Below are 22,164 nucleotides of genomic sequence, written 5' to 3'. Positions count from 1 at the left end.
CCCTTCGTAGGAAACCGAGACCAATTATGAAACGTTTGAGCCCAATGTTGTTGGGGATAATTTGTTGCGTTGCTGTTTTCAATTTGAGTGGAACCGTATTAGGGCAGGAGTCAAGTCAAATGGACCAAGGATTTCGCGAAGACGTTTCGTTTCTGAAGCAGCACACCGACATCATCACGTTGACCGATGGCGAGGCCGCTGTGGCGGTCGCGCCGAAGTATCAGGGACGTGTGATGACCAGCACGGTCGATCGTGAAAACGGAGCCAGCTTTGGTTGGATCAACCGCAAGGTGATCGAGAAGGGATTGCTATCAGAGGAAGAGCGCAAAGGCAAACTCGAAGAACACATCTACATCTTCGGTGGCGAAGAACGATTTTGGCTCGGTCCCGAGGGCGGCCAATTTGCGTTGTTTTTTAAGCCGGGCAGCAAGTTTGAGTTTTCGGATTGGACGACACCGGCTGCGATCGACACCGAGCCATTTGAACTGGTCCAGCAATCGAGCACCACCGCTAAATTCAAACGAAATTGTGAGCTGACTAACTTCAGTGGTACACAATTCTCGATGGGAATCCAGCGCACTGTGCGTTTGCTCGATAAAGCTACCATTGCCAAGATTTTGAAAACGGAATCCATTGACGATACGCTCAAATGTGTCGCCTATGAAACCGACAATCGGCTGACCAATCGCGGCCAGAATGCTTGGTCGACCGAGACCGGCATGCCCTCGATCTGGCTGTTAGGGATGTACAACCCTTCGCCGAAAACCACCATCGTGATTCCTTTTAAGGCCGGTGATGAGACGGAGCTAGGACCGAAGGTTAACGACACCTACTTTGGCAAGGTTCCACCGGAATATTTAAAGGTCGATGACGACGTTTTGTTTTTCAAAGGCGATGGCACACGTCGCGGCAAGATCGGCATCACGCCAGAGCGTTCATTGGGAATCGCGGGAAGCTATGACGCCGACGGAAAAGTTATGACAATCGTGACCTACAACGTTCAAGACGCACCAAGCGGGTACGTAAATTCTATGTGGGAAATGCAGAAGGAGCCATTCAAAGGTGATGTCATCAATGCTTACAACGATGGGTCGCCCGCGCCCGGTGAACCACCGCTTGGGCCGTTCTACGAATTGGAAACCTCGTCCCCGGCAGCCGCATTGAAGCCGGGCGAAACGATGACCCATGTGCAACAGACTCTGCATCTGCAAGGCAGCGAAGCCGCGCTTGACCCGATTGCCCTGCGGTTGTTTGGCGTTCATTTAGATCAAATCCGAGTGACCCAATAGACAACCGTTCCTCTGGAAAGAGGCTCTCTCTGCATTTCGCATCAACCACGACCTGGACTTTGCGAGTCATCATGAATCAACGATTTCTGCCTTACTTCTCGAGTGCATCTCTGGTTAACGCGAATACATTGCAGTGGCGAACCTCGTACCTCTGGACCATTGCGATGATCATCGTCGCAGTTCACGGGCTCACCGCAGCTCCGGCCATCGCCGAGAAGCCTCATGCCGTTCTCGTCGTCGGGACACTGCACTATTCACCGGAACTCAGCATGCCACTGCTTGCTGAGGAACTGGAGCGATTCGGATTTCGCACGACGGTGGTGATGGGCAAAGGCGATCCGGAAAAGAAGCGAGAAAATGTTCTGCCCGGTATCGAAGTGTTGGCCGATGCTGATTTGGCGATCTTCTTTATGCGATTTCTTCAGTTGCCTGATGACGAGTGGCAGCCAATCGAAGACTACTTGAAATCGGGCAAGCCCATTATTGGGCTTCGTACCGCCAATCATTCATTTAAATATCCCGCAGCCCATCCACGGTCCATTTGGAACGACGACTTCGGTCGCCGCGCGCTTGGCACGCCTTACATCGTGCATCAATCCAGTGCGACCGAAATCAGTGTGATCGAAGAATCACGACAGCACCCGATCATGACCAATATATCGAAGTCGAATTGGACATCGCCGGGGACGCTCTATCTGACGCGTTTCGAAAAAGGTGTCGTTCCGTTGGTCAATGGCAGCGGAAAAGGTCGGCGTCGCGAGATCAAGAAATCGTTTGGTGTCGTCCAGGTTCAAGAGGATGAAACCGACACCGTCGCCTGGGCGTGGCAGAACGAATGGGGCGGCAAGGTATTTGGAACCTCGTTCGGTCATCCCGGTGACTTTGCCGAAGAATCGTTCGTCCGCATGGTCATCAATGCTGCCTGTTGGGCCGTGGATCGACCGCTTCCGGGAGCCGACGAAACGATCACGACTTGGGAAATCCAGCGACAAGATAAAAAGCCGAAGAAGTAATGCATCTCGCTCCGAAAGCGCTCTTAACCATGATTAGAAAAATCCATTCCATCATCGTGCTTTTGTTTTGGGCAGTGGCCGTCTCGACGGCTTCGGCCCAGTCGCCGCTTCGGCCCGACTCGCCCATTCGGCCTGGCGATCGTATAGCGATTGTTGGCAACACGTTTGCGGATCAATTGCGGATCCACGGCTATCTTGAAACGATGTTGCTGCAGCGTTGGCCGGACGATCCCGTCTCGATTCGCAACCTGGGGTGGGGTGGCGACATGCTGAACGCGCGTGATCGACCGACCAATTTTCCCGCTGAAGAAGAAACATTGTCGGCACATCGTACCGATGTGATCATCGCCTGTTTTGGGATGGGAGAATCCTTTGCAGGCGAAGAGGGGGTGCAATCATTTCGTGCCGCCGTCGATGCATTTGTCAAATCGCTTGAAGGTAAAAAGTATAACGGTGAATCCCAAGTGCGTTTGGTCCTGGTGTCGCCGATCGCCAACGAACCCCTTGGCAAATTGACGCCACGTCACGAACAACGAGACAGTGAGCTGTCGGCGTACAGCCAAGCGATGAGCGAAGTGGCCATCGCAGCACAAGTGCCCTTTGTTGATCTCTACCAACCTTCTCGCTATCTGATGGAAGAGCGAGTCGGACCTCATTTCACGACGAACGGCATCCATTTAAATGCCTACGGGTACTGGGGAATGAGTCATTACTTGTTTCGTGACCTCGTTCGTGACGACCACGTTGCGGTCCAGCCACCATGGCAAATCTTGATTGACGCGGCAGATTTGACAGTACAAGCTCGCGGAGTCGATATTTCAGACGCGGCTCGAACTGAAGTAGGGCTGAAGTTTCGTGCAACCGAGTTGATTGCTCCAACGCTACCTCCGCCAACCAGCGACGACCTGCCGCCGCAACTGAATCATTTACGAGATTCGATGACGATCGCCAATCTTTCACCTGGTATCTACGAGCTGAGCGTCGATGGCGTCTCTGTCGCGACCGCGAGCCATGATGAGTGGGCGGGAGGAAAGACGATTGACGCTTCGCCAGCTCACCAAGAGGCGGAAGCGTTTCGCCGCGCTGTCAACGACAAGAACCTACAGTTCACGTATAGCTGGAAAGCACTTAACCAAGTCCACATTGTCGGCGAACGAAAAGGGTCGCCCAGTGGTAGGGCATTGCCAGCGGAAGTTATCGAATTCAATCGGCTTGCAAATGAACGTGATGCGATATTGCGTGACGGGATCGAACGTAAAACGCGGAATTGGCGTGTGACTCGGATTCATTTGTAATCGACAGTAGCAACGCTCGCTTGAACGTGAACTCTAATTACTTTTTCTAAGACGCTCATGAATATCCCCCCTTTTAAACTAGCGAACGATTTGTTTCGGCGAGCGGTCCGTCGTACGGCACCGGCGGCTACGATTTTCATTGCGTTGACAGCAAGCGTTTCGGCGCAGGATGCTTCGGGTATCAAAAACATCAAGGACGCCAATTTGGACTTGATGAACAATCATGATCCAGCGTCCGAGCAGGAAAACTTTGAGTTGCTCGATGGCTACCAGGTAAACCTTTTCGCTTCCGATCCGATGCTCGCAAATCCTACCCACATGCATTGGGACTCGCGAGGCCGACTGTGGGTGTCGTGTTCGTGGGCGTACCCGCAATTGAAGCCGGGCGAAGTCGCTAACGACAAAATTATCATCCTTGAAGACACCGATGATGACGGTGTCGCTGACAAGTCAACGGTCTTTGCCGATGGACTCTACATCCCCACGGGCTTGGAACTTGCAAATGGCGGGTGCTATGTGGCGCAATCACCCGATGTGTACTTTTTTAAAGACACCGATGGGGATGACGTGGCCGATGTGAAGGAATTGGCTCTGACCGGGTTTGGAATCGAAGACAGTCACCACTCGGTCAGTGCGTGGCGACGCGGTCCCGGCGGATGGATCTATTTTCAAGAAGGCATCTTTTTGCATTCGCAAGTGGAAACGCAGCACGGTGTCGTGCGGAATTTCAACGGTGGCGTCTATCAGTACAACCCACGGACGCAAGAGCTGAGAATGTTTTGTACCGGTACCGGCGGAAACCCGTGGGGACACGTATTCGACCAATGGGGCCAGTCGTTTATGGTCAACAATCCGCGGATCATGTATTTGTCCCCGGTGACTGGAAATGGGGCCCAAACCATTCGGGTTCCCACGCTGATCAGCACGGAAAAGCAATGCGGCGGCGATCTCGCGACAGGGTCTCATGTCGGAGACGACATCCGCGGCAATTTACTTAGTGGACGTTTCAAAAGTCGTACCATTATTCGATACGAATTTACCGAAGACGGCGCTGGATTTAGCGCCAACGTTTTGCCGCCGTTGATGACCTGCAAACATCCGAATTTCAGGCCCGTTGATGTCAAGATCGGCCCCGACGGTGCGATCTATGTCGCGGATTGGTACAACTCGATCATTAATCACGCCAGCCATGATTTTCGCGATTCGCGTCGCGATCATGAGCATGGTCGCATCTGGCGAATCACGCACAAGGATCGACCGCTCGTCAAGAAACCTGAGTTCGATGGAACCACCACTGAGCAACTCGTCGACCATTTAAAGAGCCCAGAAACATGGGTACGCCATCAAGCGAAAAAAGAAATTAGCGAACGTGATCCCGATGAAGTCCTCGCGGTTATCGAAGCATGGGTGGATCGCCTCGATCCCGAGGCACTCGACTACGAGCTCCATCTCGTTGAAGCGATGTGGGCGTGTCAAAATGTCGAACGTCCGAGCGAAAAAATACTAAGTTTGGTGCTCGATGCGAAAGACGGTCACGCTCGATCCGCGGGTGCTCGTGTTATTCGCTACTGGCATGAATCTCTGTCGGATCCGATCGCCATGATTGCCAAAGCAGCCGCGGATCCATTCCCTCGAACACGAATGGAAGCGGTGCTTTCGGCGGGATTCATCCCCAAGGCGGAGGCCTTTGCAGCAGCGCTGAATGTGATCGACCATCCCAGCGACCCGTTCCTTGACTTAGCATTGCCCCAGACAAAGAAGGCACTCGAAAAATACTGGCGTCCGGCGATGGAGGCGGGAACGCTTCGTTTTGCCAAGGAATCCCACAAAGCCGCTGCGGAACGATCCGCAGGAATTGGTTTTGCGGAACGAATCGCGAGCTTTCTGCAACAGAATGATCCCAGTGAGAAAGAGATCACCGAATTTTGCGATCAGTTCCAGGCCATTGGCACCAGTGATGACATTTTGCGAATCGTAGCCTCGTTGACCAGTGGAAAAGATTCCAGGTCGGATGATGCAAAAATCGCGTTGCTTGAATCGCTCAAGTCGATGGCAAATTCGCGTCAGTCGGGCGTGCTTCGTCGACGTTTGCGTGCTCTGGCGCGAATGCTCAACGATGACAACATAGCCGTCGCCTCACTCGCCGCTGAAAATCTCGCTGCTTGGAAAGCGATCAAGGTCACGGGGCCGCTTCTCGACATTGTCGAGGACGACGGTCGACCACCTGCGTTGCGCCGGTCTGCAGCGGTTGCCTTTGCCAAGCTTGGTAATGCCAAGGAACAGCAAACCCTTGTCAGTCTCTCCGAGAATGGTGATACGGATATTCGCTACGGTGCACTGGTTGGCATTGTTGCCACCGACGTGCCGCGGGGGGCAAAGTTGGCAGCGGCGTTGTTGAGCCAAGACCCTGGCCAGACGGATCCTGTTCCGCTGATTCAAGCAATCCTGAGAAATCGAAACGGAGCGAAGGCATTCTCCGATGCGATGAAGGGCGTCGAGATTCATCCGACTGTCGCCGCCCGTGTCGATGAGTTTCATCGGTCGACGGGACTGCTTCCCGAGAATCTTGCAAGGTTGTTTCGATCCTCCTCCGATTCGGAGTCGCTCAACTCGCAATTGCTGGCGGAAGACCAAGCGAAACTGACGAGCGATGTCGAAACCTATGGGGACGCAGTTCGGGGTGAGATCATCTATCGCCGAAAGTCTCTCGCTTGCACGAACTGTCACGGAATTGGTCCCGTCGGCCCCGTCATCGGCCCGAACCTAGTAGCGGTTGGTGCAGCGGCAAAGACTGACTATATCGTCGAATCGATTTTGCAACCGAACAAAGCGATTGCCGAACACTATGAAAACCGTATGTTTGTGTTGGACGATGGAACCACCCAAACCGGCATCGTGACGTTTAAGAGTGATGACGAAGTCGTAGTGCGAGACGCGGCGCAAGCTGGAAAAGAAGTACGGTTAGCGGTCGAAGAAATCATCGCCGAGAAAGCAATGATTTCTGCTATGCCTGCAGGACTTGTCGATCAACTCGGCAGCCGCCAAGAGTTTCTTGATCTAGCGAAATTTGTAGCGGCCTTGGGGCGACCGGGTGCCTTTGCCAACGATGAAAGTCCTGTGATTCGCAAGTGGCGTTTGATCGCGACCGCGAATCTTGATCAGTTTCCGGCCGACGACGCCGAGTGGGTCACGGCGTACAGCAAAGTCAGCGGTGAATTGCCTGCCAATGATTTGCCAAGCGGAGATCAAGTGCTCGCCCGCGGCTATTTGAATGTGCTGGTCTCTGGCGATGTGCAATTCGAAATCAACGATCTGGTGGGACTGCGGTTATGGATCGACGGGGATGAAATCAATGATCCATCCAATGTCATCACGCTCGCCAAGGGGCGGCGAGCGGTATCCGTCGAGATCAACCGAATCAAACGAGGTGACACGGGCTTGAAAGTCGAGCTAAAGCCTTTGCCGCAATCGCCTGCGAAATTCCAAATCGAAGGTGGATTCTGATCGGCGTCATCACCAGTACGGTGATGGGCATCATTTCGCATTCACTATTCTGACCTACGACCACGGCCACATGTGTCGTTTCGCCGGTAACGCGAACGAATCGCAAATCAACAACCCATCATTTGCTCCACTGAGAATTTTATGAATCGACATCACCTCACGATCGTCGCTTGCCTCTTACTACTTGCGATGTCATCCATCGCACGTGCAGATTATGCCGGTGCCTATGCCACGCGGAAAATGGCGCGCACCGATAGCGACGGGAATGGCCAGATCGACAAGCAGGAAGCGGGACAGCAATGGGCCAGTCTGAAAGCATTGGATGCAAACGGCGATGAGGTTTTGACGCTCAAAGAATTGAAAGCAGTGAAAATCCCGTCGTTGGCGACCAAGGGCGAAAAGAAGCTAAACGTGCTCTATAAGCAGACGCCGGAGGAAGACCTCTATTTAGACCTCTACTATCCAACTGCCAAGCGGCAACAAAATTGCCCGCTGGTTGTGTACACGCATGGCGGCGGTTGGGCGGCGGGCAGCAAAGACGGGATCGTCCGTGGTTCGTTCGCAACCGTTGCCACCGAACTGCTGGAACACGGTTTCTGTGTGGCCACGGTGAACTATCGACTTTGGCGACCTGACGGCAAGGTCGCGATGCGAGACTGTGTGATCGATTGCAAAGATGCAATTCGTTACCTCTCGAAGAATAGCGAATCACTCGGAATCGATCCTCAACGTGTGTTTTCATTTGGTGACTCTGCTGGCGGCCAGATCGCCCAAATGCTTCTGCTAACAGCCCCCGAAGCGTTGCCGGGTGATGCGTCTCTGTCTGATTTCTCCTACAAGATGGTTGCGGGCGTTTCTTGGTACGGTCCGTGTGACTTTGAAAACACCGATCTGTTCAACCACGATGATCGCGAGAATTTTCGCGACCGTTTCGGACCTCGTATCTTGCCTCCTGGATCTACGCCCGATCAAAAAACGAAGCTCTATCGAGAAATGAGCCCCCTGAATTATGTCACAAAGAATAGTCCGCCATTGCTGATGATTCAGGGCGATCAAGACACAACGATCCCGGTCAAACACGCATACGCCATGAAAGAAAAGGCTGACTCCGTGGGCGCGCTCGTCCAGACGATGATCATCCGAAATGCCGGTCACAACTGGCGCAAAGTCGGCAGCGATATTGATCCCACGCGAAAGACGATTGAACAAGAGACCATCCTCTTTTTGGTCAAACATTTAGAGTGATCTCATTTTTCTACCACCTCTTTAACCCGAAAACTTGGACGCAGCCCATGCTACGATTCACTTTGCTGTTAATGATATGTTTTCCTCTGATGAGTCGGGCTGCCGAAGCAAAGCCTGAACGGCCCAATATCGTCGTCTTTGTCGCCGACGACATGGGCTGGGGCGACTCGTCGACGTATGGAAATGAACTGATCCAGTGCCCGAACCTCGACAAGTTGGCCGCTCAAGGGGTCAAGTGCACTCAGTTCTATTCCGCCTGTGCGGTTTGCTCGCCGTCGCGTTCCGCGATCCTGACTGGGCGGACGCCCTATCGAAATGGCGTGTGGCGTCACTTGTCGGGCAACCATCAAGCCCATCTGCGAAAGAGCGAAATCACCTACCCAAAATTGCTAAAGACGATTGGCTACGAAACCTGTCATGTCGGCAAGTGGCATCTCAATTCGCTTCCTCAGTTCAACAATCCGGAGTTCCCCCAGCCTGGCGACCATGGCTACGACTACTGGATGACGACGCACAATAATGCCAGCCCCAGTCACAAAAACCCAGACAACTTCGTCCGCAACGGCGAACCCGTTGGAGAATTGCAGGGCTATTCCGCTCCACTTGTTGCCGCAGAGGCAACGAAGTGGTTGAGCGAGAAACGCGACAAGTCGAAACCGTTTGCCCTGTCGGTTTGGGTTCATGAACCACACGCGCCTATTGCAACGGATCCAAAATTCTCGGATCTTTACAACGGGCATGACAACAGTACGTACATGGGCAATATCACGCAACTCGATCACGCTCTGGGGCAAGTCATGGACACGCTCGATCGTGAAGGAGTTAGCGACAACACGCTGTTGATATTCACATCGGACAACGGCCCGGTCGGCAAGTTTGGTGGTACTACGGGCGGCTTGCGTGGCGGCAAACGTAGCGACCACGAAGGCGGCATCCGCGTACCAGGAATCGTCCGTTGGCCTGGACACATCGAACCAGGGACAACCAGTGACATCCCCGTCATCGGTACTGATATTTTTACAACGGTGCTCGACATTGTCAGCATCCCGCTGCCGTCCGATCGCACGATTGATGGCGTCAATATGTTGCCGGCGCTGGTGGGTAAACCGGTCCAGCGGAAAGTACCTTTGTTCTGGCGGACGCATGTTTCGCAGCCAGGCGATCGCGTGGCGCTGCGAATCGGAGATTGGAAAATTGTCGGCAACGACACGCTGACGAAGTTTCAGCTCTATGAGATCCAAAAGGACTGGCAAGAGAAAAACGACCTGGCCGCCCAGATGCCCGAGAAGACCGAAGAGATGAAACAGATCCTGTTCAAAGTCTGGAAAGACATCGAAACCGAAGGCCCCAACCAGTGGTGGGAATCCGAAAGAAACAAGCCAATGAAAGGTGCTACGCTGAACTACTAGTCATCCCTGCCTGCGCGTGAACGTTCGGTGACGGACCTTGATTTCCAAGCTACGTTGGCTTGGATCAAACAACCAAGCCTTGATGTCCTCTTTGTTCATCCCGTTTTTGGTGAATCAGTATGAAGTTGCTGAAAATTGCTTTAGTGTTTCTAGTGCTCGTTTTTTACGGGCTGCTGCCCGCCGTCGCAGTCGACTTGGTGGACACAAAGGGACGGAGAATCCAAGCCGACCTGCTCGAACTAAACGCCGGCGATCTCACCGTTAGAAGAGAGGATGGTCGACGTTATACGTTTCCGGTTGCCTCTCTTTCCGAAGCATCGCAGAAGATTGTACGGGAGGCATTTGAAGACGGGAAGGATGACGTCACCCAAGCTGGATCGCCGAGTCGCATGCCGGAATTTAGTTGGGAAACGCTTCCTCTTTACATGCACATCAGGAAGCTCGATGCGTTCACGGATGAGGAGCTGAACTACCTTGCTGGGTTCCCGTTGATCACATTGGAGAAAACTACCGGTAGCCGAACTTTTGGTTCCACCGACGCAGGAACGATTCAAGCCGCCAAAGCGATCAAGCTAGTGAATCCCAATGCGAAGGTGTTGTTTTATCGAAATGTGATTGTTCACTACGGGACCTACAGCTTCGACAAACAACTCGCGGACATACCCGGTTGGTATCTGCAGGATAAGAGTGGCAACGATCAATTAATCCGAGGCAGTGAGAGAGCGTATGACACATCCAGCGAGGCACTTCGAAATTGGTGGGTCGCTACCGCCGCTGAGGTTTGCAAGAGCCCGTATGTGGACGGATTGTTTCTCGATGGCAATGTGAAAGTTTTGACGTCGTTTTTGAAGGGACAGCTTCCACCAGGCAAAAAGCAACAGACGATCGAAGGTTATCGCGAGATGATGACGGAAACTCGCACGGCTCTTGGTCCCGAGAAGCTGATGGTTGCGAATATCATTCGGGCCCGCTTCGAGGACGGGGGGCTGGAATTTATGAATTACTTTGACGGCTCCTACCTCGAGTGTTTCACGACGCCAGCAGGCACGCAGTTGAGCAAAGCAGATTATTTGGTGAAAGGGATCGCTGCCACTCAGAAGGCTGCTCGCCAGGGAAAGATCATAGCGATGACGATGGGGATTGGGGAAAACAGCGTATCGGACGGTGTTGATGAGCTACACACTCGGCTTGATGATCTTTCAGACATTCCACAGGACCAATTGCACTTCAAATTAGCCCTTTTTCTGGTCTGTGCTGAGAAATATAGCTACCTGTTTTTGAATGACGGATACTGCGTTGACACCCGCGGCAAAAACAACGTTTGTCAAAGCGGTCTCTGGCTGAAGTCACTTCCGGAATACAAAAAGCGATTGGGCGCACCGCAGGGACCAGCAGAGCAACAAGGCTATATCTACACTCGCGAGTTTGAACATGCCTCGGTGTGGTTAGATGTTGAAAACAATAGGGGAAAAGTCACCTGGAATTGACTCATTCTCAGTCCTTCCCCAGCGAGCGGCGTACCGATCGTCGTGCTCTCTCAATTCAGGGCTACTGCGACCAATGTCGCAAATTGACATCACTATGTCGCAAAACATTATTGATTAGGGGGCCCGCCTGCGCCATAGTGGTTCGTGTTGGCCGATTGTTTTCCGTAGCAGGCTTAGAACTGTTCGAGACGGAAGGTGTGTCGCAAAACGTTAGTTCGCTGTCCCCAGAGGCTCCGCGATTCAGCCTGCGAGCAATCATGCCGAAGCCGCAAATCTCGCGATGCTTGAGAAACGAAGACCTTAGCCAGGAATACTTAAATGTACCTAATCAAGCCACTGCCGCATGTTGTTGCGATTCTTGTGCTGCTGGGATCGGTATCCGTCGCTGCTGTAGAGGCTCGCCCCCAACCGAACATCGTCTTGATCTTGACGGATGATTTGGGATGGCAAGACGTCAAGTGCTACGACATCGACGAGCCTAGTCCTTACGAGACGCCGAATATTGATGCATTGGCGACCAAGGGGGTGATGTTCTGGCAAGCGTATTCGCCCGCACCGACGTGTGCGCCGTCACGATGCGCGATCATGAGTGGTAACCATCCTGCGAGGGCACAGAAAACGCACGTTGTCGGCGGTGCGCCACCGGCTCCGATCAACCAAGTTAACTCGCGAATGATGGACCCCTGGTACAGCGGTCGGATGCCAGCCAATGAAGTGACACTCGCCAAGGTGTTGCGCGACAATGGGTATGTCACCGGGCATTCAGGGAAATGGCATATGGCCATCGATCACAATTCGTTTCCTCAGCCCGAGGATCAAGGCTTCGATTTCACCCGCTCTAGTCGCGGCTCGCGGAGCAGCGTGAAAGATCGACTTGCCGATTTTGCGACGGATGCACCGGATGATCCATTTCGACTCGACGCCAACGGATACCCGTTTCATCAGACCAATGAGGACGCGTTGACGTTCCTGAAGGAGAGTAAAGATAAGCCTTTCTTTTTGTATTACGCGACGTGGTTGGTTCACGCACCGATTCACACTCGGTCGGAAGCGCATTTGAAGAAGTACGCGGAACGATTGGGAACCGATCCGGCGGCGACACCAAAGAAAGATACGCCTGGACAACTCAATCCCTTCTACGCCTCGATGGTTCAGGAGTTGGATTACTACCTTGGGCAAGTGTTTGATTACCTGGGAAGTACGGAAGACCCACGCTGGCCCGGACATACTCTCAACGAAAACACTTACCTGATATTCACGTCCGACAACGGTGGCATGGAGGGAAGCCCAGCGGAGCGTTACACCGACAATCACCCGCTGGCTCGCGGAAAAATTTCGGCGATGGAAGGTGGTACGCGAGTGCCATTGATCGTCACTGGCCCCGGGATCCCGGCAGGTGTGCAAACCGACGTGATGGCGAACGGACTTGATTTCTATCCGACCATTCTGACGCTCGCCGGTGTCGAGAAACCGCAAGACAAACATCTCGACGGCTGTGATCTGGCTCCTCTGTTGTTGGGCGATCCGACCGATCCCTCACTCGTCAAGGAGACCGATGGATCGGTGCGTGACACGATGGTTTGGCACTTTCCTCATGGCGCGGCGCTGGAAAGCACGATCCGCATCGGCGACTACAAGTTGATTCATAACTACGACTTTGCGAACAACCCTTCCACCTCACGCTTCGAGCTGTTTCGTCTTTATGAGACAGTCGATGGCAAGCAGCAGCGAGCGGATATCGAGGAATCGAAAAATCTGGCGAAGGAAATGCCGGAAAAGTCGAAAGCGATGTTACGCGAACTGGATCATGCGCTGACCGAGATGAAGGCGAGCTACCCCAGCTACAATCCAAACTACAGAGGCGATCTGCCACACAAAGACAAAGTGCCATCGGTGGTCTCGCATTCGCAACACGGCAAGACGGTCGAGTTCGAGTTTACGGAAAACGGAGCGGAGGTGGTCCGAGCCGACTTGATCTACACACTCAACGGTGGTGCACGCGATGAAGAGTACTTCCGTGCTTCGGCAAAGGTAAGTGCCGATGGCAAAGTGACTGCTGAGTTACCCGATGGGACAACGCATTACTTCATCAACCTGATCGACGAAAACAACTTTCTGGTTAGCTATCCCGAGGTGCAGTCGACCAAGAAGCAGAAGTTTTCCGCTGCCGCATTGCAAGCGAACTTAAGCACGAGCGAAAAATAGGTGTCCCGTTTCGAGTAGGGCCGGTTCCTACCGGCCGCGGCTGAGGATGTGATGGAGTCGGCCGGTAGGAACCGGCCCTACACACTTAGGAACAAGCGGGGATTAAGTACCGGATGTCGACGTAGCTGCCGTCGCCAGACGGCGGAAATCCACTAATCGTAATAAACCGCTCGTTCCCTGAGGGTAGATTGTGACGCGACCGAAACCGGTGATGGCGTTTCGCTTTTTACCGGCTAATAGCTGCTATTGCTCGGGGATATTGATCGAGAAGACATTTTAAAACGACTGAGAAACTACGTGATGTGGACCAAAAGAATCTGTTTGTTTTTAGCCGCAGGTTTCTGGGCGTCGCTGGCTCCCATAATTTCCTTTGCCGAAACCGAGCAAGCGACCAGAACTGCCGAGGCAGGGCTAAAGATTTTCTATATCCGTCATGCAGAAGGCGGACACAACGTTGCAGCAGACTGGGCCGATGTCCCCAAGGAAAAATGGCCTGCCTATGTCGGGGATCCCGATGTGTTTACCCCGGAGGGTATGGCACAACAGGCCGCAGTGGCTGGCAAACTGAAGAAATACGACTTTGATTTCATCGCCACAAGTCCGATGTGGCGTTGCAGGAATACCATCTTGCCGTATCTGAAAGAGATCGAAAGCAAGGCCGAGATCTGGCCCGAGCTACACGAACTAAGAGCAAGTTCGTTGATCCTTTCTACCGATCTTCCAGAGCCCACGGACAAAATTCTTGGTGGGGGGAAAGCGGTCGAATTGCCCTCCGATGAAACACAATGGTTCTCGCTACGTAAGGACGGCATGAACAACTTTAAGGTGCCCCGCGCTGGGGAAGGACGGGAGGCCGACGAGAGATCGTCTGCTGCGGCACGAGTGGTTGTGCAGCGAGTGCTCGACATGATCCAGGATCGGTTTGGCGGATCGGATAAAACGATCCTTTTGTCGGGGCATGGCAGCAGCGGAAAAGCCATTCTAAGAATGCTCACCAAAGATCCTCTGGTCGGGTTTCCAGGAATTTCCAATACAGGGATTTGGATGGTGCAGCAGCAGCCCAACGGCGAGTTCAAGTTAATGATGTTTAACGACGCTCCGGTCGAAAGCGAAAAGCGAGTCCCGGTCCTGAGCCGGTAGTTTACGACATGAAAGCCCGCCCAGACGAGACGAAAAATCTGTACGAGTCACAATCTGAAGTCGTGTCGTGATTGGTCGCACAACATGTCGCTATCGCAACCGTTTAAAAGATCCTCACGCTCTCACCGTCATCTAATGATGTCCTGCCCAATGAAACCCATCCTACGATGTCTTTTCGTGTTTTCGTTTGTTTGCTCGCCGATGGCATGGACATCCGCGCAGTCGCTTGAAAACAACGGCCGACATGTGAATCCGATTGACTGGCAAGCGTTTCTTTCGCAGCACGACATGGTCTGGGATCGCATTCCAAACCGCTGGGAGGTCGCTCCGTATACCGGCAATGGCAACGTGGGTGTCCTGTTCTATCAGGCGGCGGACGAAGCCAAGAATGTAATCTCGATCTACGCCGGGCGTCATGACTACTACGACCATCGGCTGCCCAATGGAGAGGACGCGAATTTGTGGATCTATCGAAGCCGCTTGCCATTGGGGCACTTCAATATGGAATCCAATGGAGAGATCACGGGGGTCGATCTGCGACTTGGATTATGGAACGCCGAACTGACCGGGACGATCAACACAGCTAACGGTTCCTACCGGGTTCATGCGTTTTCGCATAGCCAAACCGATGTGATTTCTTTTGAAACGCAGGCCGAAGGCGGTGAGTCGATCCAAATCACATGGCATCCGGAAACGCCGATCGCGCCGGTGAAAGAGACGCTCGATGCGGGCGGTGGGCCCAAGGGCCGCAGCTGGGACAAGATGCGAACCGCCCCCTATCCGCTTCCTCCAGAGCCGACGTTAAGCGAAGAAGATGGCATGCAGTTTTGTTTTCAGCCGCTGCTCGACGGACGCGGCGAAACCACCACCGGCTGGCAGATCACAGGCGATCCGTCGGGCAAACAGTTGCTGACCGCAAGCATCCATCATAGCTTTCCGGAGCATGATAGCTTGGCAACGGCGAAGAAGAATTTGCTCGACGCGCGGCAACGGAGGAAGGCCGAGACTTTCGTTTCCTCTCATCGCGAGTGGTGGCACGAATACTATCCGCTCAGCTTTTTGACGATCAACGATCCCGAGAAGGAGGCGTTCTATTGGATCCAGATGTACAAGCTGGGTTCGGCGATGCGAGAGAATGGCCCCATCCTCGACTTGATGGGGCCGTGGTATCACCGCACGTTCTGGCCGATGGTTTGGGGTGATCTGAATGTGGAATTGCAATACTGGACGCACTTGACGGCCAATCGGATGTCGCTTGGCGAATCGCTTCCGAATAATTTGGATAAGTATGCTGACAATCTTGCCAAGAATGTTCCCGAGCGATGGAAGGATAGCGCAGCGATTGCCGCCTGCTTCCCGCAGGATTGTGAAGCCTACGATCACGGCAAAGTGCCGGACATGCTGGCCTGGATCCTGAACAACTATTGGCTGCACTGCGAATTCGCGGGTGATCGGACGCGGATGCGAGATGGCCTGTTCCCGCTATTGCGAAAGAACGTCAACGCTTACTTGAACTTTCTTCGTGAACGTCCGGTGAAATCCGATGACGGCAAAATTCACATCAGCCGGAGTTGGTCACCCGAGTATCCCGGTGGACATGGCCAAGACATCAACTTCTCGATTGCACTGCTCCGCTGGGCCTGTCAAACGCTTCTCGACATCAACGAAGAGCACCACCTGAACGATCCGCTGGCGTCTGAGTGGCAGAACGTTGTCGACAACCTTGTTGGATTTCAGATCGACGAAAATGGGCTGCGAATCGGCAAGGATATTCCGTTTGATAAACCGCACCGCCACTACTCGCACCTACTCGGTTTCTACCCGCTGGCCGTCATCACGCCAGAGGAGGAAGCGGACGCAAAGATGCTTCGTACCTCGCTCGATCATTGGCTCGATGTTTCGATCAACAGCGGCATCAAGGTCGGCGCGATGCCGGTCACCGGGTACACCGCGACGGGTGCCGCATCAATGTACGCTTGGCTGGGCGACAAAGAAAAGGCATATCACTATCTCGATTTTTTGATCCAACACAAAAATGTTTCGCCGACGACCATGTACGCCGAAGGAAACCCTGTGATCGAAAGCCCGCTTTCGTTCGCCACCTGTATCCACGACATGTTGCTGCAGAGTTGGGGTGGCAAGATTCGCGTGTTCCGCGGGACACCCGAAATCTGGGGCGAAGTTGCCTTTCGGAATTTGCGAACGCAGGGGGCCTTCCTGGTTACCGCTAAAAAGAAAGACGGGGTGACCCAGTTTGTGACTGTGGAAAGTCTGGCAGGATTTGCGTGCTTCGTCCAAACCGACATCCCCAACCCGAAGATCTATATCAACGGCAAAGAACAGAACGTTTCTAAGTCCGACGATGGCTTCTATCAAATCGCACTTAAGAAAGGGGAGTCAGCCACGTTGTCACCGGTCGCGTTAGAACGAATTGACTTCCAAATCGAACCGATACCTGTCAGCGATTCAAACCGCAATCTGTTTGGACTCAGCGACAAGACGGTTCGTCTGCCCGGACACAAGTTTTACTACCCCGAAAAGACCACGGCAAAATGATCAACAAGTATCTGCTTCCATTTGCGTTCGGGCTGTTGGTCGTTGCCGGTATCGCTTGTGCTGCGAGCACCACCAATGCGCAGGAATCGGCGACGGAGAAAAATGCTGACTATGCGATCACGCCTGAGTCAACGTCAATCACCACTCCGGCCAGCATCAAAATTGATCCAGCGACGATCAATGTAGTGTCGGCGAGTCTAGCAGAGTTTGACAAAAATCTAAGATCGGCCTTTATCAATCACATGAATCTGTGGGTCACGTCAAAGAAACCGGGGAGCTATTCGATCAGGTGGAATCTACACGTTCCGGCGGATGGGATCTATGACGTCAGCGCGCTAGTGTTGTCCAAAGGATCGCATATGACACTCACTTGTAATGAGCAACGGTTGGAATTTAGCTCGGAACAAAATGCGTGGGAAAGACTGGACCTCGGGCAACTTCAATTGAATGCCGGAGACAATTCGCTTCAACTCGCGGTCGACGCAGCCAGCGGATTTTCAATCGACTCGCTCGAACTAACTCAGCCAGCGGTCAAAGCCAAGATGCGGACCGAGGCATTGGCAATGCGACAGCATCCCGATTGGTTCAAGGACGCTGGTTACGGACTGATGTTCCAGTGGACCAACCGAGCGACACCTCCGACGGGACCGATCAAGCCATGGGAAAAAAAGGTCAATGACTTCGATGTAGACGCTTTTGCCAACATGGTGCAGGAATCGGGCGCGGCTTACGTCGTCTGGTCCATCACGTGGGGCCAGCAGTACATCTCGGCACCGATCGAGTCGCTTGATCGCATTCTCGCCGGTCGCACCACGACGCGGGATCTGTTGGGGGAAATGGCAGACGCGTTGCATGAGCGTGGGATCAAGCTGATTTTCTACTATCACTACGGCTACGACTGTGGTCATTCCATCGACGCTGACTGGATGAAAGCGTCCGGTGGATATGAACCCGACAAGACGCAGCTGTATAAGAACTTGATGATTATTTTGGCCGAAATCGGTGATCGCTACGGCGACAAATTGAACGGCTGGTGGTTTGACGGAGGGCAACGGTTTTACGATTGCCACTTCGATCGATCGTCACCTGCGATTGGCATCTTATCCGCTCCGTTCAAAGAGATCACTCAGGCGGCTAGGACCGGCAATCCCAAACGACTTGTTTCTTACAACTCGTGGATTAAACCACAGCTGACGGAATATCAAGACTACTATGGCGGCGAGGGACACACTCAAATTGTCGGGCTGAAGGACGGCGTCTTTGCTGCAGGAGGTCAGGAGGGACTGCAGGGCCATGGATGTTTCATCTTCGAGAAGAAGTGGGGTCACATCGAGCCCAATACACCCATTTCGAAACCCAGATACAACTTAGATCAACTGACTCGTTTCATCCAGAAAGCGCAACAGGACCGCTACCCGCTATCGATCAATTTGGAAATGTACGAGGACGGTTCGGTTTCACCAGAATCAACCGCATTGCTGACGCAGCTGCGAGACGTAATTCGCAGAGATAATGTAACGGGAGATGCTAATGCCGACGCTTCGCAAGCGACACCAGTCCCTGGCAAGAAAACCGATTTCTAAGGCCCATCGGATGTTTAAGTGGCGGTCGATGTTACGTAGCTAGTGTCACCAGACGGTGGGTCCACGCTCTGGCGAGCGTAGCTACGACAGTTATTGTTCCGACGGTCCTAAGGATTTAATCGTTACAAAGTTCGGACTGGCCAAGGCGGGTGAAGTTCAACGTTTTTCGCGGCAACAAGCACGACGACCTAGCCACCATCCCTAAGCCAATCCACTGATCAGTCACACGAACCGACGTCCAGCGATGCACAAACACTTACTTCCAATCATCGTCAGTTTCGCCGTAATTAGCTTCGCCCTATTCACGGGTTCGCTGCACGCCGCGGAGCAAGACTTGGCACCGGTTGCGTCAACTAGGCCCAATGTCATCTTCATCAAGACGGATGACCAGCGATTGGATTCGCTTAGTATGACGGGGCATCCGGTAACACAGACACCGAATATTGACCAGCTGGCAGCGGACGGAGTTTTCTTCAGTCACGCCTTCATCACCAGCCCGATCTGTGGCCCCAGCCGTGCCAACTTCTTCACCGGCCAATGGGAACGCAAGAACCGACAAGGTTTTTATCACGTTTCCAGAAACCACATCACGCACGAGCTGTTTGACAATAGCTGGATTATGCAATTGAAGGCCGCGGGGTATTTCACTGGCTACATCGGCAAGCATCACGCCACCATTGGGCCGGCAAAGGAACGCAATCGCTACATGAAGGAGAACGTTGATTTTTGCTATATGAAGGGCGGACACCTCGGCTTTGATTTGATGAAGTGGAACGAGTTCAAGAATCTTCGGCACAGCTCCCAGATCGAAGGACTCTACGAGGCGACCGAGCCTTTCATGCGACCTGGAAAAGATAAGGACTACTTCTTTGACAATGCCCACCAGTCCGTCTCGGATTTTCTGCACAAGCGAGATCAGGGCAAGCCGTTTGCACTCTCGCTGAATCTCAATCTGCCGCATGCGTCCAGCATCGGTGGCATGGGAGCGAAAGATACAGACCCGGATATGTACCGCACACTGTACAACGATGTGCAGGACGATTTCGTGTTCCCTGATGACTATCCCAACATCAAAGTCCCGTTGCCAGAACAGGTTTTTCGCCAGGATGAGTTGATGGGTTATTACCGCACGACCAATCCCGCCGCGCTGTTGAGCAAGAAGACCAAGATGGCCCGCGCTGTCACAGCAATCGACATGATGCTCGGTAAGTTACGAATGCAATTGGACGAAATGGGAATCGCTGACAACACCATCATTGTCTTCGCTTCTGACCACGGATTACTGCTCGGTGAGCATGGCCTTGGTGGCAAGACGTTTCTCTATGACGAGTGCGTTCGCATCCCGATGATTATTTATTCCCCCTACTTCTCCGAACAACAGCGGGGCACGACGGTGGATGAGTTGGTGGTGGGTCAGGATTTGCCAGCGACGATTTTGGAACTGTGCGGCGTGGCCGTGCCAGATACTTATCAAGGACAGAGCATGATGCCGCTGATTGAAGGCAAGTCGGTCCAATGGCGCAAAGAAGTCTTCTGTGAAAATCTGTTCACCGACCAAGGCTATCCGCGAATGGAATCCGTGCGTAGCGACGAGTGGAAGTACATTCGTTACTTCTCCAAAGAGAATGATCGGATGAAGTATCTGCCCGACGCGTCGATCCAAGGAGAGCAGCCAGTGTTTGAAGAGCTGTTTAATATCGCGAACGATCCGAAGGAACAGGTCAACCTCGCCCTCAATCCCGAGTACGATGAAGTACTTGCAAGGTATCGCAATCGATGTCAGGAACTTGTCACCGAGTTAGCAAAATAGGAAACAAGTGATTCTGTCTTCTCATACCGCACAAGTCGAATGCCGTTGTATCGGGCCCAAGGCCCAGTGATTCACATAGTCCAGCTCAGCGGACCGCAGGGCTCTTACAAGGATAGAACTTTGAAAAAAACAATTACGACCATGGTCCTCTGCCTGATGGTGATTTGGAACGGCACGGATGCGTCGGCGGCGAAACCGAACATCGTGTTCATCCTTTGCGATGATCTCGGTTATGGCGATGTGCAGTGTTTAAATCCAGAGCACGGAAAGATTGCGACACCATCGGTCGACAAACTGGCTGCCGAAGGAATGATTTTCACCGATGCCCATTCCGGATCGTCGGTCTGCACACCGACACGTTATGGATTGATGACAGGGCGTTACAGTTGGCGGACGCAATTGCAAAGCGGCGTGGTTCAAGGATTCTCGCCCAATCTGATCGCCGAAGACCGACCGACCGTGGCCAGCTTTTTGAAGTCACAGGGTTACCATACCGGCATCATCGGCAAGTGGCATTTGAACTTTCAATATGTCGATCCCGATACCGGTAACGAACTAAGTAAGAAAACAGCAAAGAGGGGGCTGGCTCCCGTCGGCAGCAAAATTCCGGACGGTCCGATCCGTCGGGGCTTTGACTACTTTCATGGATTCCATCACGCTCGTGATATGAAAGGCGTGATCGAGAATGACGAAGTCATCGAGCACGACGAAGAGATCAACATGCTGCCGCGGCTGACCCGTAAAGCGGTCGAGTACATCAACGCCCGCGGCAACGACGCAAACGAATCGCCGTTCTTTCTGTATGTGCCGTTCGGGTCTCCGCACACTCCGATTGTTCCCACAAAAGAGTGGCAAGGTCGAAGCGGACTCGGTGCGTATGCTGACTTCGTGATGCAGACCGATGACGGTGTGGGACAAATCACCACTGCACTGAAGGAGAACGGGCTTAGCGACAATACGCTTGTCATTTTCAGTAGTGACAACGGATGCTCCAAAGCGGCCGGAATTCCTCAGCTCGCCAAACAGGGACACCTGGTCAGCGCCGGATATCGAGGTTCCAAAGCCGATTTGTGGGATGGCGGGCATCGCGTTCCGTTTATCGTACGTTGGCCGGGCAAGGTGGCCGCGGGTTCAACTTGCGATCAGACGATCTGCCTGACCGATTTCTTTGCCACGCTTTCGGAGCTGACGGGGGAATCGCTACCTGCGGGCAGCGCCGAGGACAGCGTTAGCTTTCTGCCAGCCCTAAGCGGCGAATCAATTGATTCGACGCGTGCGGGTGTGATTCACCATTCGATCAGCGGGCACTTCGGTTATCGACAGGGGAAATGGAAGCTGCTGTTGGCAAAGGCCTCGGGTGGTTGGAGTTCTCCAACTGAAAAACAGGCCGCCAAAGATAGCCCGATCGCTCAGCTGTATGACATGCAAAACGATCCCGCCGAGACGACAAATCTCTACGAAACCCATCCCGAAGTGGCAGAGCGTTTGCTCGCGCAACTCGAAGCGGATGTCACGCGGGGACGCAGCACCGCGGGATCCGAATCAAAAAACGATCAAGATTCTATTAACCTTTGGAAGAGCGGGAAGCAGATCAATACGAAAGCGAAAAAAATCCAGAACTAAGGTAA

13 protein-coding genes are annotated in these 22,164 nt (G+C 53.2%); all 13 read left to right on the top strand.

Annotated features, from left to right (window positions below):
- Positions 1-119 precede the first annotated feature (119 nt).
- The 13 genes from SH528x_RS28470 to SH528x_RS28410 all read left to right on the top strand — a co-directional run bounded on the left by SH528x_RS28470 (position 120) and on the right by SH528x_RS28410 (position 22,159).
- Entirely contained in the window at positions 120-1,289 is a 1,170-nt protein-coding gene (locus SH528x_RS28470) for a DUF6786 family protein (RefSeq protein WP_442506822.1), read from the top strand.
- A 71-nt stretch (positions 1,290-1,360) separates the two neighbouring features.
- Positions 1,361-2,302 carry a ThuA domain-containing protein gene (locus tag SH528x_RS28465; protein WP_442506821.1) on the top strand — a complete coding sequence of 314 codons (942 nt, stop codon included), beginning with the start codon at positions 1,361-1,363 and terminating at the stop codon, positions 2,300-2,302.
- Positions 2,303-2,331: 29 nt separating this feature from the next.
- Positions 2,332-3,597: an SGNH/GDSL hydrolase family protein gene (locus tag SH528x_RS28460; protein WP_442506820.1), complete on the top strand. Its 1,266-nt coding sequence runs from the start codon at positions 2,332-2,334 to the stop codon at positions 3,595-3,597.
- Between the two features lie 57 nt (positions 3,598-3,654).
- Positions 3,655-7,101: a PVC-type heme-binding CxxCH protein gene (locus tag SH528x_RS28455; protein ID WP_442506819.1), complete on the top strand. Its 3,447-nt coding sequence runs from the start codon at positions 3,655-3,657 to the stop codon at positions 7,099-7,101.
- Between the two features lie 141 nt (positions 7,102-7,242).
- Entirely contained in the window at positions 7,243-8,346 is a 1,104-nt protein-coding gene (locus SH528x_RS28450) for an alpha/beta hydrolase fold domain-containing protein (protein WP_442506818.1), read from the top strand.
- Between the two features lie 71 nt (positions 8,347-8,417).
- Positions 8,418-9,755 (top strand): sulfatase family protein, encoded by a 1,338-nt coding sequence (locus SH528x_RS28445; RefSeq protein WP_442512197.1) that lies wholly within the window; start codon positions 8,418-8,420, stop codon positions 9,753-9,755.
- Between the two features lie 119 nt (positions 9,756-9,874).
- A complete protein-coding gene (locus SH528x_RS28440; RefSeq protein ID WP_442506817.1) occupies positions 9,875-11,242 on the top strand; it encodes a putative glycoside hydrolase in 1,368 nt (455 codons plus the stop codon).
- A gap of 318 nt (positions 11,243-11,560) precedes the next feature.
- Positions 11,561-13,447 carry a sulfatase gene (locus tag SH528x_RS28435; protein ID WP_442506816.1) on the top strand — a complete coding sequence of 629 codons (1,887 nt, stop codon included), beginning with the start codon at positions 11,561-11,563 and terminating at the stop codon, positions 13,445-13,447.
- Between the two features lie 300 nt (positions 13,448-13,747).
- Positions 13,748-14,587 (top strand): histidine phosphatase family protein, encoded by an 840-nt coding sequence (locus SH528x_RS28430; protein WP_442506815.1) that lies wholly within the window; start codon positions 13,748-13,750, stop codon positions 14,585-14,587.
- A gap of 150 nt (positions 14,588-14,737) precedes the next feature.
- The gene (locus SH528x_RS28425; RefSeq protein ID WP_442506814.1) at positions 14,738-17,143 is read left to right on the top strand and encodes a glycosyl hydrolase family 95 catalytic domain-containing protein; all 2,406 of its coding nucleotides are present in this window, start codon (positions 14,738-14,740) and stop codon (positions 17,141-17,143) included.
- Complete coding sequence (locus SH528x_RS28420; protein ID WP_442506813.1) at positions 17,140-18,726, top strand: alpha-L-fucosidase; 1,587 nt, start codon at positions 17,140-17,142, stop codon at positions 18,724-18,726. Before SH528x_RS28425 ends, SH528x_RS28420 begins: the two co-directional genes overlap by 4 nt.
- A gap of 244 nt (positions 18,727-18,970) precedes the next feature.
- On the top strand, positions 18,971-20,536 hold the full coding sequence (locus tag SH528x_RS28415) for a sulfatase-like hydrolase/transferase (protein ID WP_442506812.1): 1,566 nt from the start codon (positions 18,971-18,973) through the stop codon (positions 20,534-20,536).
- Positions 20,537-20,656: 120 nt separating this feature from the next.
- The gene (locus SH528x_RS28410) at positions 20,657-22,159 is read left to right on the top strand and encodes a sulfatase family protein (RefSeq protein ID WP_442506811.1); all 1,503 of its coding nucleotides are present in this window, start codon (positions 20,657-20,659) and stop codon (positions 22,157-22,159) included.
- Positions 22,160-22,164: the final 5 nt, after the last annotated feature.

It is taken from the genome of Novipirellula methanifontis (assembly GCF_052161655.1).
GTDB lineage: Bacteria > Planctomycetota > Planctomycetia > Pirellulales > Pirellulaceae > Novipirellula.
This window is presented reverse-complemented; position numbering and strand designations above follow the sequence as displayed.

Coding starts and splice junctions, on each gene's coding strand:
- SH528x_RS28445 (WP_442512197.1), top strand. CDS start 8,418: ATGATATGTTTTCCTCTGATGAGTCGGGCTGCCGAAGCAAAGCCTGAA.
- SH528x_RS28465 (WP_442506821.1), top strand. CDS start 1,361: ATGAATCAACGATTTCTGCCTTACTTCTCGAGTGCATCTCTGGTTAAC.
- SH528x_RS28430 (WP_442506815.1), top strand. CDS start 13,748: ATGTGGACCAAAAGAATCTGTTTGTTTTTAGCCGCAGGTTTCTGGGCG.
- SH528x_RS28415 (WP_442506812.1), top strand. CDS start 18,971: ATGCACAAACACTTACTTCCAATCATCGTCAGTTTCGCCGTAATTAGC.
- SH528x_RS28470 (WP_442506822.1), top strand. CDS start 120: ATGGACCAAGGATTTCGCGAAGACGTTTCGTTTCTGAAGCAGCACACC.
- SH528x_RS28425 (WP_442506814.1), top strand. CDS start 14,738: ATGAAACCCATCCTACGATGTCTTTTCGTGTTTTCGTTTGTTTGCTCG.
- SH528x_RS28455 (WP_442506819.1), top strand. CDS start 3,655: ATGAATATCCCCCCTTTTAAACTAGCGAACGATTTGTTTCGGCGAGCG.
- SH528x_RS28435 (WP_442506816.1), top strand. CDS start 11,561: ATGTACCTAATCAAGCCACTGCCGCATGTTGTTGCGATTCTTGTGCTG.
- SH528x_RS28440 (WP_442506817.1), top strand. CDS start 9,875: ATGAAGTTGCTGAAAATTGCTTTAGTGTTTCTAGTGCTCGTTTTTTAC.
- SH528x_RS28460 (WP_442506820.1), top strand. CDS start 2,332: ATGATTAGAAAAATCCATTCCATCATCGTGCTTTTGTTTTGGGCAGTG.
- SH528x_RS28450 (WP_442506818.1), top strand. CDS start 7,243: ATGAATCGACATCACCTCACGATCGTCGCTTGCCTCTTACTACTTGCG.
- SH528x_RS28420 (WP_442506813.1), top strand. CDS start 17,140: ATGATCAACAAGTATCTGCTTCCATTTGCGTTCGGGCTGTTGGTCGTT.